The organism is Bradyrhizobium sp. S3.12.5, assembly GCF_040548225.1.
GTDB classification, from domain to species: Bacteria; Pseudomonadota; Alphaproteobacteria; order Rhizobiales; family Xanthobacteraceae; genus Bradyrhizobium; species Bradyrhizobium cytisi.
In genome coordinates this window covers 359,194-375,245 of the sequence record NZ_JBEPRF010000003.1, presented here as the reverse complement: position 1 = coordinate 375,245, position 16,052 = coordinate 359,194, and the positions used below count along the sequence as shown (strand labels likewise).

14 protein-coding genes are annotated in these 16,052 nt (G+C 64.3%); 7 read left to right on the top strand and 7 right to left on the bottom strand.

The genetic code is table 11. From position 1 onward, the window contains the following. Positions 1–471 precede the first annotated feature (471 nt). The 4 genes from ABIC09_RS05850 to ABIC09_RS05835 all read left to right on the top strand — a co-directional run bounded on the left by ABIC09_RS05850 (position 472) and on the right by ABIC09_RS05835 (position 5,178). The gene (locus tag ABIC09_RS05850; RefSeq protein WP_354108671.1) at positions 472–2,043 is read left to right on the top strand and encodes an ABC transporter ATP-binding protein; all 1,572 of its coding nucleotides are present in this window, start codon (positions 472–474) and stop codon (positions 2,041–2,043) included. Then, complete coding sequence (locus tag ABIC09_RS05845; RefSeq protein WP_354108670.1) at positions 2,027–3,118, top strand: ABC transporter permease; 1,092 nt, start codon at positions 2,027–2,029, stop codon at positions 3,116–3,118. The genes ABIC09_RS05850 and ABIC09_RS05845 overlap by 17 nt, the downstream gene beginning before the upstream one ends. Beyond that, the gene (locus tag ABIC09_RS05840) at positions 3,105–4,022 is read left to right on the top strand and encodes an ABC transporter permease (RefSeq protein ID WP_354108669.1); all 918 of its coding nucleotides are present in this window, start codon (positions 3,105–3,107) and stop codon (positions 4,020–4,022) included. The genes ABIC09_RS05845 and ABIC09_RS05840 overlap by 14 nt, the downstream gene beginning before the upstream one ends. 79 nt (positions 4,023–4,101) lie before the next feature. Beyond that, positions 4,102–5,178 (top strand): BMP family ABC transporter substrate-binding protein, encoded by a 1,077-nt coding sequence (locus ABIC09_RS05835; RefSeq protein ID WP_354083278.1) that lies wholly within the window; start codon positions 4,102–4,104, stop codon positions 5,176–5,178. A gap of 100 nt (positions 5,179–5,278) precedes the next feature. Here ABIC09_RS05835 and ABIC09_RS05830 read toward each other — a convergent pair whose 3' ends face one another. Then, positions 5,279–6,628, bottom strand: coding sequence for an 8-oxoguanine deaminase (locus ABIC09_RS05830; RefSeq protein ID WP_354108668.1), 1,350 nt, complete (start codon positions 6,626–6,628; stop codon positions 5,279–5,281). 152 nt (positions 6,629–6,780) lie between these two features. Between ABIC09_RS05830 and ABIC09_RS05825 the strand changes: the two genes are divergently transcribed. Next, the gene (locus tag ABIC09_RS05825) at positions 6,781–7,608 is read left to right on the top strand and encodes an FAD binding domain-containing protein (protein ID WP_354108667.1); all 828 of its coding nucleotides are present in this window, start codon (positions 6,781–6,783) and stop codon (positions 7,606–7,608) included. After that, positions 7,605–10,331 carry a molybdopterin-dependent oxidoreductase gene (locus ABIC09_RS05820; RefSeq protein WP_354108666.1) on the top strand — a complete coding sequence of 909 codons (2,727 nt, stop codon included), beginning with the start codon at positions 7,605–7,607 and terminating at the stop codon, positions 10,329–10,331. Before ABIC09_RS05825 ends, ABIC09_RS05820 begins: the two co-directional genes overlap by 4 nt. Here ABIC09_RS05820 and uraD read toward each other — a convergent pair. From uraD to ABIC09_RS05800, 4 genes are all read right to left on the bottom strand, one after another. Then, a complete protein-coding gene (gene uraD, locus ABIC09_RS05815; protein WP_354108665.1) occupies positions 10,328–11,215 on the bottom strand; it encodes a 2-oxo-4-hydroxy-4-carboxy-5-ureidoimidazoline decarboxylase in 888 nt (295 codons plus the stop codon). The genes ABIC09_RS05820 and uraD overlap by 4 nt on opposite strands. Positions 11,216–11,222: 7 nt before the next feature. Continuing rightward, positions 11,223–12,158 (bottom strand): allantoinase PuuE, encoded by a 936-nt coding sequence (gene puuE, locus ABIC09_RS05810; protein ID WP_354108664.1) that lies wholly within the window; start codon positions 12,156–12,158, stop codon positions 11,223–11,225. Further along, positions 12,159–12,572, bottom strand: coding sequence for a DUF3830 family protein (locus tag ABIC09_RS05805; protein ID WP_027531871.1), 414 nt, complete (start codon positions 12,570–12,572; stop codon positions 12,159–12,161). It lies immediately after the preceding gene. A gap of 90 nt (positions 12,573–12,662) precedes the next feature. After that, positions 12,663–12,941: a hypothetical protein gene (locus tag ABIC09_RS05800; RefSeq protein ID WP_187435119.1), complete on the bottom strand. Its 279-nt coding sequence runs from the start codon at positions 12,939–12,941 to the stop codon at positions 12,663–12,665. Positions 12,942–13,191: 250 nt separating this feature from the next. On the opposite strand from ABIC09_RS05800, the gene ABIC09_RS05795 reads away from it, so the two are divergent. After that, a complete protein-coding gene (locus ABIC09_RS05795) occupies positions 13,192–13,410 on the top strand; it encodes a hypothetical protein (RefSeq protein ID WP_187435114.1) in 219 nt (72 codons plus the stop codon). A gap of 758 nt (positions 13,411–14,168) precedes the next feature. On the opposite strand, the gene ABIC09_RS05790 is transcribed toward ABIC09_RS05795, so the two are convergent. Both ABIC09_RS05790 and ABIC09_RS05785 read right to left on the bottom strand, forming a co-directional pair. After that, the gene (locus ABIC09_RS05790) at positions 14,169–14,549 is read right to left on the bottom strand and encodes a hypothetical protein (RefSeq protein WP_354035436.1); all 381 of its coding nucleotides are present in this window, start codon (positions 14,547–14,549) and stop codon (positions 14,169–14,171) included. Positions 14,550–14,689: 140 nt separating this feature from the next. Further along, positions 14,690–16,009: an alpha/beta hydrolase gene (locus ABIC09_RS05785; protein WP_354083285.1), complete on the bottom strand. Its 1,320-nt coding sequence runs from the start codon at positions 16,007–16,009 to the stop codon at positions 14,690–14,692. Positions 16,010–16,052 lie beyond the last annotated feature (43 nt).

Below are 16,052 nucleotides of genomic sequence, written 5' to 3'. Positions count from 1 at the left end.
GGCGCTTGTTTCGGCAGCGTATCGCATTTCACTGCGGAATTTTGAGGGTATCCGATGCGACATCGTCAACGGCCGTGGACAACGTCTTGCCGAACATTCCCGTTTGATTCTGTTTAGCTTTTGCATCGGCGCGATAACCCAAGCGCGACTGTCGAAGGCGGCCGTCGTGGTCACGGAGAAATGCATACAGGCGGGTGGCGCGACTTTGCTCAGCTTCAGGTCAGGCCTGCCTAGCGGGTTCCGATTTGGCTAGAACCGTCACAAATTTGCAACAGCCGCCGCGTGCAGCACGCAACCGCAAGGGCCGTGCAAGGGGCCGTTGGGACGCCTGGTGCCTGGAAACGGCCGCGACTCGCGCGACCGGCCTTCTGCCGAAGCGTTAAGCAAGGGATGACGCTTTTTCACACCTTACGCAGCGGTTCAAACTAGCCCAGTATTAAGGCACTTCATCCCATGCAAGCGCATCAGCGAATGTTAGATCCGACATCCAACGGCCTGCATTCCGGCGAGTCCCCGTTACTCAGGACGGTGGGACTCACCAAACGCTATGGAGATTTCCTTGCCAACGATTCCATCGACATCGAGATCTGGCCGAACGAAATCCACGCGCTGCTCGGCGAGAACGGCGCCGGCAAGTCGACACTGGTGAAGGCGATCTATGGGCTGATCCAGCCCTCTGCCGGCGAGATCCGCTGGCAGGGCGATCGAATCGTGCTGTCCGGCCCGTCGGAAGCGCGCAGCCGCGGCATCGGCATGGTGTTCCAGCACTTTTCGCTGTTCGACAATCTCACCGTCGCCGAGAACGTCGCGCTTGGGCTCGACGGCACGGAATCCTTCAAGGACATGTCGGCGCGGCTGGAGCAGGTGTCGAAGACCTATGGCCTGCCGCTCGATCCCAGACGCGAGGTCTGGCAGCTGTCCGTCGGCGAACGCCAGCGCATCGAGATCGTCCGCGCGCTGATGCAGGACCCGAAATTCCTGATCCTGGACGAGCCGACCGCGGTGCTGACGCCGCAGGAGGCCGACCAGCTCTTCATCGTGCTGGAGCGACTCAAGGCCGAAGGCCGCGCCATCCTCTACATCAGCCACAAGCTCGAGGAGGTGAAGCGGCTCTGCGATACCGCCACGATCCTGCGCGGCGGCAAGAAAATCCGAACCTGCAATCCCCGGCTCGAAACCGCAGCCTCGCTCGCACGCATGATGGTCGGCGGCGAGATCAAGGAAGTGAAGGCGACCGCAGGCCGGCAGACCACGATACCGCGGCTGGTCGTCAACGATCTCTCGCTCGCGCCCGACGAGGCGCATGGTGTGCGGCTCGAGCACATCTCCTTCGAGCTGAAGGGCGGCGAAATCCTCGGCATCGCCGGCGTTGCCGGCAACGGCCAGGACGAGTTGTTCGCAGCACTGTCCGGCGAACGGCTGTCGAAGGATCCCGGTACGGTGGTGATCGAAGGCATCGCCGCCGGCCACCTCTCGATCACCAAGCGGCGCAAGCTCGGCGCCGCCTTCGTGCCCGAAGAGCGGCTCGGCCATGGCACCGCACCGCGCATGAAGCTGTCGGAGAACGCGCTGCTCACCGGACACGCCGCCAGCGGCATGGTCCATCACGGCTTCATCGACACCGCGGCAACGCTGAAGACCGTCGACCGCGCCACCGAAACTTTCGACGTGCGCAAGGCCAAGCGCGATCCGGAAGCAGCATCCCTCTCGGGCGGAAACTTGCAAAAATTCATCGTCGGTCGCGAGATCCTGCGCAACCCGGCGGTGCTGGTGGTGAGCCAGCCGACCTGGGGCGTCGATGCCGGTGCCGCCGCCGTCATTCGCCAGGCGTTGCTTGATCTCGCCACCGCAGGCGCCGCGGTGCTGGTGACCAGCCAGGATCTCGATGAGCTCGCCGAAATCGCCGACCGCATCGCCGTGATGTTCCACGGCCGGCTCTCGGAGCCGCTCGCCACACGCGACGCAACACGCGAAAAGCTCGGCCTTCTCATGGGCGGCAGCAGCCTGGAGCCGAAGGAGGCAGCGCATGCAGTTGGTGCTTGAGAAGCGCGCCGAGCGCTCCAACACGATCGCGCTGGTCTCGCCGCTGATCGCGATCGGCTTGACGATCGTGACCATGACCATCCTGTTCGCGATCCTCGGCAAGAATCCGTTTCTCGCGCTGCAAGCCTATTTCGTCGCGCCTTTGATTGACAGCTATTCGCTCCAGGAGATTGCGGTCAAGGCGACGCCGCTGGTGATGATCGCGATCGGGCTGTCGCTTTGCTATCTCGCTAACGCCTGGAACATCGGCGCAGAAGGGCAATTCTTGATCGGCGCCGTCGCCGGAAGCTGGATCGCGGTGAAGACGCAAGGCACCGACGCCGGCCCTTGGGTGCTGCCGGCGATGTTGGTGCTCGCGGCCGCCGCAGGCGCGCTCTATGCGCTGATCCCGGCGATCTGCAAGGTGAAGTTCGGCGCCAGCGAGATCCTCACCAGCCTGATGCTGGTCTATGTCGCCGACCTCCTGCTGGACTATCTCGTGCGCGGTCCCTGGCGCGATCCGAACGGCTTCAATTTCCCGACGACGGCCGAGTTCGATCCGGTTGCGACGGTGCCCCTGCTGATCGCAGGCGGCCGGCTGCATCTCGGCTCGATCATCGCGCTGCTGGTGGTTGCGGCGGCTGCGATCCTGCTCGGGCGCACCATCAAGGGGTTCGAAATTCGCGTCGTCGGTGCCGCGCCGCGCGCGGCACGGTTCGGCGGCTTCAACGCCAACCAGCTGATCATCCTGACCTTCGCGGTGTCGGGCGCGCTGGCTGGCCTTGCAGGCATCATCGAGGTCGCCGGTCCCGTCGGACATCTCCAGCCCGGCATCTCGCCCGGCTATGGTTTCACGGCGATCATCGTCGCGTTCCTCGGCCGGTTGAACCCGATTGGAATATTAATTGCAGGCCTTTTTCTCGCACTAACCTTTATCGGTGGCGAGCAGGCGCAGATCGCAATGAAGATCCCGTTGGACGTCACCAAGGTCTTCCAGGGCATCTTGCTGTTCTACGTGCTCGCCTGCGATTCCCTCATCCTCTACCGCTTCAAGCTGGTCTTCCCGAGCCGACAGGTGGCCCGTGGAGCTGGTTGAAGCCATCATCCTGTCGGTGCTCTCGGCGTCGACGCCGCTCCTGATCGCGGCAACCGGCGAGCTCGTGACCGAGCGCTCCGGCGTGCTCAATCTCGGCGTCGAGGGCATGATGATCGTCGGCGCGGCCTGCGGCTTTGGCGGCGCGTGGCTGACGGGCTCGATCTTCGTCGGCGCGCTGTTCGGCATCGTCGCGGGCACGCTGATGTCGCTGATGTTCGCGCTGATGGCACTCGGGCTCGCCGTCAACCAGGTTGCGACTGGGCTGGCGCTGACCATTCTCGGCGTCGGTCTCTCCGGCTTGATCGGTGCCGGCTTCGTCGGCGAACGCATCACGCCGGCAGCTCATCTCAACATTCCCGGCCTCACCGACATTCCGCTGGTAGGTCGCGTGCTGTTCGGCGAAGACGCCTTCATCTATTTCTCCATTGCACTCATCATCGGCGTCTGGTGGTTCCTGTACCGCACGCGCGCAGGATTGATCCTGCGTGCCTGCGGCGACAACCACATCTCCGCGCATGCGCTCGGCTATCCCGTGCTGCACATTCGCACCCTCGCCGTCATGTTCGGTGGCGCCTGCGCCGGGCTGGCCGGCGCCTATCTCCCGCTCGCCTACACGCCCTTCTTCATTCCCGGCATGACCGCGGGCCGCGGCTGGATTGCGTTGGCCCTGGTCGTGTTCGCATCCTGGCGCCCGGGCCGGCTGGTGGTCGGCGCTTATCTGTTCGGCGCTGTGACGATCCTGCAACTGCATGCGCAAGGCTGGGGCGTCGGCATTCCCTCGCAATTCATGTCGGCACTGCCTTATCTCGCGACCGTCATCGTGCTGGTCCTGCTCTCCCGTGCGCGCACCGGCGGTTCGACCGCCCCGGCCGCGCTCGGCACCGTGTTCGTGCCTGACCGCTAGCGTTTTCATTTTCGCAACGTGCGCGATGGGGCGCGCACGTTGCGGATCGTGGCTTTCCCCTGATGTTTGGAGATTGATAATGAGGAAATCACTTCTTGCGCTGGTTGCCGGCCTTCTGCTTGCCGGGAGCGTCAGCGCAGCCTCCGCCGCCGACAAGCTGAAGGTCGGCTTCATCTACCTCGGCCCGATCGGCGATCTCGGTTGGACCTATCAGCATGAGCTCGCCCGGCAGGCTCTGGTAAAGGAGCTCGGCGACAAGATCGAGACCACCTATCTCGAAAACGTGCCGGAAGGACCCGATGCCGAACGCGCGATCGAGCAACTGGTCCGCGCCGGCAACAAGCTGATCTTCACCACCTCGTTCGGCTACATGGACCCGACGCTGAAGGTCGCCAAAAAATATCCGAACGTGCATTTCGAGCACGCCACCGGCTACAAGCGCGACAAGAACATGTCGACCTATTCGGCCAAATGGTATCAGGGCCGCTACATTCAAGGCCTGATCGCGGCCAAGATGTCGAAGTCCGGCGTGCTCGGCTATATCGGCTCGTTCCCGATTCCCGAGGTCGTCTCCGGCATCAACGCGACGATCCTCGCGGCGCAGACCATCAACCCGAACATCAAGGTCAAGATCATCTGGGCCAACACCTGGTTCGATCCAGGCAAGGAGGCCGACGCCGCCAAGGCACTGATCGACCAGGGTGCCGATATCATCATGCAGCACACGGATTCGCCCGCCGCGATGCAGATCGCCAGCGAACGCGGCAAGCTCGCTTTCGGCCAGGACTCCGAGATGATCAAGTTCGGGCCCAAGACCCAGCTGACCTCGATCCTCGACACCTGGGGCTCCTACTACATCGAACGCGTCAAGGCCGAGCTCGACGGCACCTGGAAGTCCGAGGACAGCTGGGGCGGTCTCGACAGCCACATGTTCGCGATGGCGCCGTATACCAACATGCCTGACGACGTGAAGAAGATCGCCGAGGATGCCCAGGCGGCAATCACCGCGGGCAAGCTGCACCCGTTCAAATGCCCGGTGATTGGGCAGGACGGCAAGGAGATCGAGTGCAAGGGCGGCGCCAATCTCGCCGACGGCCAGATCCTCGGCATGAATTTCTACGTCAAGGGTATCGACGACAAGCTGCCGGGCAAGTAGCACGCTTCTTGCATTGACTAAATCACCTGCTCCTCCCGGAGGAGGTTCGGAGGGGGTGGCCAGAAGCACCCGGCACTTGTGGTCGCCCCCTCCTTCTATTTTACCCCGCCCGCATCGCCCGCGCCGCGGAACTGTGCCGGCGGATGAGGTCCGGCACGTCCAGTCCCGGGATCGCGCCATCGACCACGGCCCAATTCCCCGCCACCATCACCCGATCGGCCCGATGCGCCCCGCACAGAACCAGTGCAGCCACGGCATCACCGTGGCCGGAGAAGCGCAGCTCGTCCAGCTTGAACAGCGCGAGGTCGGCGGCTTTGCCGACCGCGATCTCGCCCAACTCCGGCCGACCGACACACGCCGCCGAGCCCTTGGTAGCCCAGCGCAGCGCATCCTTGTGGCTAACCCTGGTCACACCGTAGCGCGCCCGCTGCAGCAGGAACGCGGCCCGCACCTCCTGCATCAGGTTCGATCCGTCGTTGGAGGCCGAGCCGTCGACGCCGATGCCGATGCCGACGCCAGCCTCTTCCATCTCGCACACCGGACAGCATCCGGAGGCCAGCAACTGATTGCTGCACGCACAATGGCTGATGGTGGTCTTGGCCTTGCCGAGCCGCTTCATCTCGTCGGCATTGAAGAAGATGCCGTGGGCGAGCCAGGTCCGCGAATTAAGCCAGCCGCATTGCTCGAGATAGTCGAGCGGACGGCAGCCATACATCTGCTGGCAGAATTTGTTCTCATCCTCGGTTTCGGCGAGATGGGTATGCAGGCGCACGTCGAGCTTGTCGGCGAGATCGGCGGTGCCGCGCATCAGCGAGGTCGTTACCGAGAAGGGCGAGCAGGGCGCAAGCGCGATCTGCACCATCGCATCCGCACCACGCTGGTGATATTTTGCCACAACACGCGCACTATCGGCGAGGATCGTATCCTCGTCCTGCACGACGCTATCCGGCGGCAGGCCGCCGTCGCGCTGCGACAGGTTCATCGAACCTCGCGTCAGCAGCACGCGCACGCCGAGCCGCTTTGCGACGCCGACCTCGATGTCGACGGACTGTTCGAGCCCCGCCGGGAAGACATAGTGATGATCGGTCGTGGTGGTGCATCCCGACAGCAGCAGTTCGGACATCGCCAGGGTAACACTGAGCTCCAGCGATTCCGGAGTCATCCTTGCCCACACCGGATAGAGTGCCTGCAGCCAGGGAAACAGTTCGCGGTCCATCGCCGCCGGCAGCGCCCGCGTCAGAGTCTGATAGAAGTGATGATGGGTGTTGATGAGACCCGGCAGCACGACATGTTCGCTCGCATCGAATACCGCGACATCTGCCGTCGCAGGCGTGCCGCCCGCCGGCACGAGCTCAATGACGCGACCATCCCGCACAACGATTCCGCGCCCGGCACCATCGGCGAGAATGGCCAGGGGATCCCTGATCCAGATCGGCTTTGCGTCGCTCATGATCCTGTTTCTCCTCGCCTCGTTAACGAATGGCCTGCAAGGCGGAGGCCATCCCGAGCGCGTTATTGCTGCGACTTGTTGTTGCCACTTGGCGCTGGTCTTGCAAGAGTTTCCGGGAGAATAATGCGTTCGGTGGAAGCGTTGGCGCAGCCATGGACTTGAATACCATCACAGCGGTCGCCCATCCGCAAACGCGCGCGCAATTGCCCGCTTGGACGTCAGGTGATGCTTGGCTCGCGGGCGGCACGTGGCTGTTCTCGGAGCCGCAAGTCCACCTCACACGGCTCATCGATCTCACCGATCTGAAATGGCCGGCGTTGACGATCACCGAGAGCCATCTCGGCATCGCCGCCACCTGCACGATCTCGCACCTCGATGCGCTCACCTGCCCGACCGACTGGCTCGCGGCACCGCTGATCAGCCAATGCTGCCGTGCTTTTCTCGCCTCCTTCAAGATCTGGAAGACGGCGACCGTGGGCGGCAATCTCTGCATGTCGCTGCCGGCAGGACCGATGATCTCGCTCACCGCCGCGCTCGATGGCGTCTGCACGATCTGGAAAGCCGGCGGCGGCGAGCAGAGGATTCCCATCGTCGAATTCGTCACGGGCAACCAGCGCAACCGCCTGTCGCCGGGCGATCTGCTGCGGCAGATCGACATTCCACTTGCCGCACTGAAGCGCCGCTCCGCGTTTCGCCAGATCTCGCTCGCGCCGGTCGGCCGCTCCGCGGCCCTTCTGATCGGAAGCCTTGACAGCGCTGGCGCGCTGAAGCTCACCGTGACCGCATCGACCGTGCGCCCGATCCCGTTGTCGTTTCCAAAGCGGCCCGATGCGAACGCGCTTCGAACGGCAATAGCCGAGGCAATCACGGATGATCTCTATCACACCGACATTCATGGCAAGCCGCTCTGGCGCAAGCACATGACGCTGCGGCTCGCCGAGGAGATCCGCGTCGAGCTCCTGGGAGCAACGCCGCCATGAGCTTCGAGGTCAATGGCGCGACATTTCCGCAAGCCCCACGCGCGGGCCAGTGCCTGCGCACGTTCCTGCGCGAGCTTGGCCATTTCGGGGTGAAGAAAGGCTGCGACGCCGGCGACTGTGGCGCCTGCACCGTGCTGCTCGACGGTGAGCCCGTGCACAGCTGCCTGATTCCCGCGTTTCGCGCAGAGGGACGCGCAATCACCACGATCGAAGGTTTCGGCGGCGAACATGGCGCGCATCCGATGCAGCAAGCCTTCCTCGACGCGCAGGGATTCCAGTGCGGCTTCTGCACCGCCGGGATGATCCTTACCTGCGCCTCGCTGAACCAGGCGCAGCGCACCGATCTCGGCGCCGCGCTGAAGGGCAGCATCTGCCGCTGCACCGGCTATCGCGCGATCGAGGATGCGATCCACGGCAAGACCAATGTCGAGCCGAATGTCGAGGCCGGCGGCGCGTTCGGCCGCAGCCTGCCGGCGCCCGCGGGCCCGGACGTCGTCCGCGGCACGGCGCGCTATACGTTCGACACCACGATCGAAGGCCTGTTGCACATCAAGCTGCTGCGCTCGCCGCATGCGCACGCAAGAATCGTCGCGATCGACCGATCGGCGGCAATGGCCGTGCCCGGCGTGCACGCGGTCCTGACGCATGAGGATGCGCCTTCGGTGCTGTTCTCGACGGCGCGGCACGAGAAGGACTGGATGGACCCCGAGGATACCCGCATCCTCGACGACGTCGTCCGCTTCATCGGCCAGAAGGTCGCCGCCGTCGTCGCCGAGAGCGAAGGCGCGGCCGAGGAGGCATGCCGAAGGCTGAAGGTCGACTACGAGATCTTGCCTGCGCTGATCGATCCCGAACAGGCAATGATGCCGGGCGCGCCGCTCGTGCATCCCGATCGGACCGGCGCGAACCGCGTTGCCGACGCCCGGCGCAATCTCGTCGCGGAGACGCATGGCGAGTTCGGCGACGTCGCCTCCGCCCTCGCTACATCTGCGGTCACCTTTGATGCCACCTTCCACAGCCACCGTGTGCAGCACGCGGCGCTGGAGACCCATGGCGGCCTCGCCTGGCTCGACGATGCAGGTGTCCTCAACGTCCGCACCTCGACGCAGGTGCCGTTCCTGACCCGTCGCGCGCTGTCTGACATCTTCCAGCTTCCCATGGACAAGGTCCGCGTGTTCTGCGAGCGCGTCGGCGGTGGTTTTGGCGGCAAGCAGGAGATGTTCGTCGAGGACATCTTGGCACTCGCCGCGCTGCGGACCGGTCGGCCGGTCAAGCTCGAGCTCACCCGCGAGGAGCAGTTCATCGCGACCTCGACGCGGCACCCGATGCGGGTCCATATCAAGGCCGGCGCCGATGCTGACGGCAGGCTCACCGCGCTGCAGCTCGACGTGCTCTCCAACACCGGCGCCTACGGCAATCACGCGGGGTCCGTGATGTTCCACGCGGTGTCGGAGTCCATTGCCGTCTACAACTGCCCGAACAAGCGGGTCGACGGCTTCGTCGTCTACACCAATACGGTGCCGGCCGGTGCGTTTCGCGGCTATGGCTTGCCGCAGACATTGATCGCGGTGGAGGCTGCGATCGACGAACTCTCCAAGCAACTCGGCATCAACCCTTACGAGATGCGCCGGCGCAACATCGTCAAGCCCGGCGATCCCATGCTGTCGCCGCCGCCGTCGGAATATCACGACGTGCTGTACGGCTCGTACGGTCTCGACCAGTGCATCGACCTCGTCGAGCGCGCGATGCAGGCCGATGGCCCGCAGCCCGAGCTGTCGGGCGAATGGCTGATCGGTGATGGCGTTGCCTTGACCATGATCGACACGGTGCCGCCGGCCGGCCACATGGCCGACGCGATGATCGCGCTCAACGACGATGGCGGCTTCGATCTCACCGTCGGCACCGCCGAGTTCGGCAACGGCACCAGCACCGTGCACGGGCAGATCGCCGCGACCGTTCTCGCGACCACCGTCGACAGGATCCGCCAGCGCCAGTCCGACACCGCCCATGGCGGCCACGACACCGGCGCCTATGGCAGCACGGGCACGTTCGTTGCCGGCAAGGCGACGCAAGCCGCAGCCATGCAGCTTGCGACCGAATTGAAGGCGGCCGCCGCCAGCGCATGGCTTTGCGATGTCGCGACCTGCACGCTCGAGGGCGAGTTCGTCGTCAGCGGCGTGCGGCGAATGTCCTTTGCCGAGCTGGCGAAGCTCGCGCGCGAGGCGGGTCGTCCGCTCGTCGCGCACGGCAATTCCGAGGGAACGCCGAGATCCGTCGGCTTCAACGTGCAGGGCTTTCGCATCGCCGTGAACAAGGGCACCGGTGAGATCAGGATTCTCAGGAGCGTGCAGGCAGCGGATGCGGGCGTTGTCGCCAATCCCATGCAGTGCCGCGGCCAGGTCGAGGGCGGGGTTGCGCAGGCCCTCGGTGCGGCGCTCTACGAGGAGATGGTGATCGATGCGAATGGCCGCGTCACCAATCCCAAATTCCGCGACTACCATCTGCCGTCCTTCGCGGACGTGCCGCGCACGGAAGTGTTGTTCGCCGAGACATCCGACACGATCGGACCGTTAGGGGCGAAGTCGATGAGCGAGAGCCCGTACAATCCGGTCGCAGCCGCACTGGGCAATGCGATTGCCGATGCCACCGGCATCCGCTTCACCGCACCGCCGTTCAAGCCGGATCGGTTGTTTCCGGCGCTGCACGAGAAGTTCGGCGACTAACTGCCGCGATAGGTCGAATAGCTCCAGGGCGTAACCAGCAGCGGCACGTGATAGTGGCTCTCCGGCTCGCTGATCGCGAACCGCAGCGGGATATCGTCGAGGAATGGCGGATCTGACAGCTGCACGTTGCGCTCGGCGTAGTATCTGGCGACGCTGAAGCGGAGCTCGTAGCGACCGATCGGCAGCGGACGTCCGCCGATCAGCGGTTGGTCGGTGCGACCGTCTACATTGGTGAGGGTGCGCGCGATGACGCGGCTCTCGCCGAGACTCGCGAGCTCAATCAACTCGACCGCGATGCCCGGCGCGGGCTTGCCCGCGTGATTATCGAGCACATGCGTCGAGAGCCGGCCGTGCACCTTGAGCTTGTCATCCGCGATGACGAGCTGGTCGAGCCGCAGAGCAGCGATACGAGATATTTCCTCGAGGGCGCGGCGTGTCTCGGTCTTAGCGATGTTCTGCAGTCGCGCCTCGAAGTCCTGCAGGATGGAATCCTTGGTGTGCCGGCGCGCGCAGACGATATACGGGATGCCAAATTTTTCGCGATACGCATTGTTCGCCCGCTCAAAGGCCGCATATTCGGTGTCCGACAGACGGTCGAGACCGGCGCTGTTCTGCTCGGCACTCGAGTCAGGCGTGAGTCCCGCTGCGCGCTGGGTCTTGTTGGCGAGGTCGGGATGCGCGCGTATCAGCGCCAGTTGCACCTCGGGCTCAGCGCTCGCGATCGCCGCCTTGATCGCGTCGAGCAGTGGATTGATGCCGGCAAACGGACGGCGCGCCGCGGCTTCTTGAGCAATCCAAGGCGAATATTCGACCACGTTTTCAAGTACAGCGACGAAATCGTCGAAGCTCGCGGCATTGAGATCAGACAAGGCGATCTGCGACATTGCTTCCCTACCCGATCTCGAACGCGTCGGTGGCAAGATGCGCAAGCTTGTCGTGCCAATGCTGCGCGATCTGCAGCCGCGTCGGCACCCAGACGCGCTCGTGCTTGCTTATATAGTCGAGAAAGCGGATCAGGCCTGCCGCGCGACCCGGCCGGCCGGCGAGACGGCAGTGCAGGCCCACCGACATCATCTTCGGCGCGGTCTCACCCTCGGCATAGAGCACGTCGAAGGCATCTTTCAGATAGGTGTGGAATTGCTCGCCCTCGGCAAAGCCTTGCGGGTTGATGAAGCGCATGTCGTTGGCATCGAGCGTATAGGGAATGATGAGCTGCTTGCCCGTCGCGCCCTTGACCCAATAGGGCAGATCGTCGGCATAGGAATCAGAGAGATAGAGGAAGCCGCCCTCCTCCATCAGCAGACGGTTGGTGTTGATCGAGGAGCGGCCGGTGTACCAGCCGAGCGGCCGAGAACCGGTCGCCTCGGTATGGACGCGGATCGACTCGGCAATCTCGGCGCGCTCCTGCGCCTCGGTCATATCCTTGTGCTCGATCCATTTCAGGCTGTGGCTCGCGATGTCCCAGCCGGACTCCTTCATCGCGGCGACGATTTCCGGATTGCGCTTCAGCGCGGTGGCGACACCGAACACGGTGGTCGGCCATTTGCGCTCGTTGAATATCCGCCACAGCCGCCAGAAGCCGGCGCGCGAGCCATATTCGAACATAGATTCGATATTGGCATGACGCTGGCCGGGCCAGGGCTGCGCGCCCAGCACGTCGGACAGGAACGCTTCCGACGCGCGGTCACCGTGCAGAATGTTGTTCTCGCCGCCTTCCTCGAAATTGACGACGAACTGCACCGCGACCCGCGCGTCGCCGGGCCATTGCGGATGCGGCGGATTGCGGCCGTAACCGCGGAGATCGCGCGGGTAGCGGGCGTCAGTCACTCAGACTTCCTCGAAGCGGATCGGCAGTGCGCCCTTCCACAGCACGCTCTTGCCCAGCGTCGCGAGATTCTCGAGGCCCGAGGTTACCGTGATGAAGTGGTTGCCGGCGAGCTGGCCCATCTTGCTGGCGAAATGCACGCCGCCATAGGCCATCAGGATCTCGGTCTCGCTGATGCCACCGGGATAGAGGATGATCTGCCCGGGTGCGGGATAGCTCGTGTGGTTCTCGTAGCCGACGCCGAAGTCGAGATCGCCGAGCGGCATCCAGACGCCTTCGCCGCTCCAGCGCACATGGATGATATGGCTCTCGAACGGCAGCGCCTTGCGGAACGCCGCGACGGTCTTGGGCGCCGCCTGCTCCTCGAAGCGGGCGTCGAAGGTGAAATCGCCGGCGCGGATAACGAGTTTGCTCATCTCATCTCTCTGGATCGGGGACGGTGGCCCCACGGGGAACTTGCAAGCAAAGAGCATTCCAGCGAGCTTCGCGCAAGTGGCGCTCGCTCCTCACCTGCGGTCGTAAGACCAGCCGAACAGACCGCTCCGCCGCACCTCAGGCTCGGACTCGGCAGCCGGTGCGGGCGCCTCCTTCAGTTCCGCCTGCGGCGGGGGCGGAGGCGGCGCCGGCAGGTTCTCGCACTTCATGGAATAGACCAGCTTGCCGTCCGCGGTGCGTCCGATCGGCGCGCAGGGGTCGGGACGCGCCGCCGAGGTTTTGGGAGCAGGTTTCACCTGCGCCACAGCCGGCGAGGCGATCAAAAGCAGGACCAGCAGATATTTCGACATCGTTGTCGCGCCTGAAACCTTCATTGGCCCTATTCAACCGGATTGCGCCGGTCAAGTCCATCGGGCCCGGCCGGGCGATTGCCGAATATTTAGCCGGGACCAAAAAAGTTGCTCGCCCCATCGTGAAGCCGCGTTGCCGATCGTGAAGCCGGCGACGGTGACACTCGGCCGGACGCATCGCCATGTGAGCGTCAACGACGCGCAGATGAGATCGTCCTCAGTCGGAAGCGTCGTCACGGGAGAAGCAACCATGCAGAAGACTCTTGCCATTCTTGGCGCTACGCTGATAACCGCCATCACCATCCAGACCGCCGCGGCGAGCGACCGCCATCACGCCCGCAAGCCCCAGCCTGCTCCCATCACCCAATCGGTCCGCGACTCCAACGCCGCCGTGTGGCCATCGCAGCCGACCGTCCCCGACTGGTCGCGCTACGCCAACGGCGCAATGTCGGCGCCTGCGGGCAGGTGATGTTGGGAGGGTAGAGCGCGGTTGCTCCAACCTCGTCCTTGCGAGCGCAGCGAGGCAATCCAGAGTCTTTCCGCGGGACAGACTGGATTGCTTCGCTGCGCTCGCAATGACGGAGCAAGGGGCGGCATTGCCATCCTCCAATGCATGTTCCAACTCGCAGACACACCTTCGCATTCTCGCGGCTGATTTCGCCCGAGCTTTGCCTGGTCACTCCACCCTCTTGTCCAAGAGGGCGCAGGGAAGGCCGGGTGCTGACCTCGCACCCACGGTCCGCTGTGCGCAAGTAGCGCAAGGAAAAATGCACAGCGGCATACAGGTGAAGCCGAACACACGGCCTTCCCTGCGCAGTGGGTTGACGGCTTATGCCGTGCTCTCCCGGGAGCCGAATTCCTTCTGGCCTCCCTCGCCTCGCAGATTAGCGATGCGGTTAACCCGGTTGGGCGCTCCGCACCTCCGCGAAAAGCTTGGCCGTAGCGACGACGGCCAGGACCACACGATTTTGCCGTACGCGCTCAGCGCCGTCCGTCTACACGTGGCCGCGGACTCACGGGGACTACCCGCCCTGCCCTTAACCTCTCGTGCCGACGCTGCCGCGTCCACCGCAAGTCCGGCTCTCGATCAGTGACGACGTACGATCGCCCCTCCAGGTCGAGCCGGGATGGGCGATACATACGTCATTTCCGAATTTCGGTAAAGCGGAATATTTTTACCGGGAGAGGTTGACAGGCCGCGCAGGTGTTTTGCCCGTCGGGCAACCCTCAATACGGATTGTAGTAGCGCGGGCCGCCATAGTACCCATAGCCGGGACCATAATAGCGCGGGCCGCCATAGTAATAGTTGTCGTAGTACTCCTGGCGCCGGCTCTCGGCGATCGCGCCTCCGATCAGACCGGCCGCGACGCCCATGAAGGCGAGGCCCGCAGCGTTCGGTCCGCGCCGGTAATAGTGGCGACGCCGCGCAGAGCTGAAATCGGTAGCATTGGATGAGCCTTGCCCTGCCACGGTCGAGGGCGTTGCCCTGGCCGGCGTGGGGGACGCGGCGGCCGACGGCGAGATAGACGCCGCGACCAGGGCCAGACTGGCGAACGCGGCCAGCGCTGCGTTGCGGCCAACTCTCGAATTCACGGACCTGTCACTCATCTTCACGTCCTCTGTTCTCGCCCAATGAAAGATATGGAAACAGCATATAATGCGCAAAGCACTGAAATGGTTTCGTGATGGCGGCAATCTGCCACGCTTGGAACGCTTTGGATCAACCCGGATGACACCACGCACGACCTCTAGGCCCGATAGCTCCAGTATTTCCGGAGTGCATCGCCTGAGGCCTGGAGGTCGAAGCGCCGGTCGGGGGCGAGTTGCTGTGCGATCAAATTGAACATGTCGTTCAGGATCGAACGCTTCTCGCCGAAATAGGAGTGGTGCAGGCCGACCAGGCTGGTGTCGACCAGCGACGCATCGATCGTATCGATGCCGTCAACGATCGTCAGGGCCTCGCCGGCCTCGCCCGCCCGGGGATAGCCGTGCACGAATTTCGAGGCCAGCAGCGCCACGTCGCGCGACGAGGCATAGAGCGTGACGCGCGCAGCACAGCCTTTGAACTTCGCCGCGAGCTGGATGAAGCGGTCGCGGTCGATGTCGGGCGCGGCAAAGATGATCTGACCGAGCTTTGCGGCGCCGGCCGGCAGCTGCCAGGAGGTGACGCGTTCGAGCGTGTTGATCACCGCGCGATTGCCCATGCTGTGGGCGATGATGTGAACCTTGCCGGCGCCGATTTCGCCGAGCGCGAGCTGGAGAAACGCCTCGAAATGATCGCGCGACCAGTCGATCGTGCTCTCGTCCACCGTGTACTTCCTGGTGTCAGCCGCCGACGCCCAGCTATACAGCAGCGTCCGGCCTGCGAATTTCAAATCCACGGCAAGCTGCCCGGCCCGCCGCGCCGCATCCTCGAACGTCACGTTGTAGCCGTGCACGAAGATTAGGACGTCATGATCGCTCGCCGCGGCAAGCGAGTCCTTCAGGCTCGTGACGAAGGCATCCCGGCCAAGCGCCCCGACGGTCTTGAGGATCACGTGCTTTTCGGGATTGGCCGAGAATTCGAAGTGCCACCAACTGGGACCGGTGAGCTCGCCGAGGTCGCGGCCGCGCGTGGGCACGCTGACCTCCGCGACGCCTAAGGACAGCGTGCCGCGCGCGCCGCCAAAATAACGCGCCGGCGTGTCGTCGCCCCGGGCGCGGTCGGTGCCGTAGAAGACCGGGATGGTGACGACGCCGGTCGTCTCATTCGTGGTCGGCCGGACTGTGTCCGGGACGACGGGCGGCGACACCCGGCCGCGACGGGTCACGGTCTCCCTGGCGGTGGTGGGCGCCGCCATGTCTGCCATCAAGCGCTCGACAAGCTCCATGGCCGGCGGCTCCGCAAGTAGCCGTACGACCAGCAGGTCGAGCGACCGGCGAAGCTTGTCCGGATCTTCGCCGCGGCCGGCGCGCCCGGCGAGCTCCTGCAATTCTTCGCCGTAAGGGAGCCATTTGTCGCCCAGCAGATCCTTCAACCGGGGCCCTAGCTCGAGCAAGGCAAGCAACAGGCGAAGCGTGTCCGACATCGCACGTCCCTCGTCGCTGAATGCGGCCAGGCACCAGCCCCGC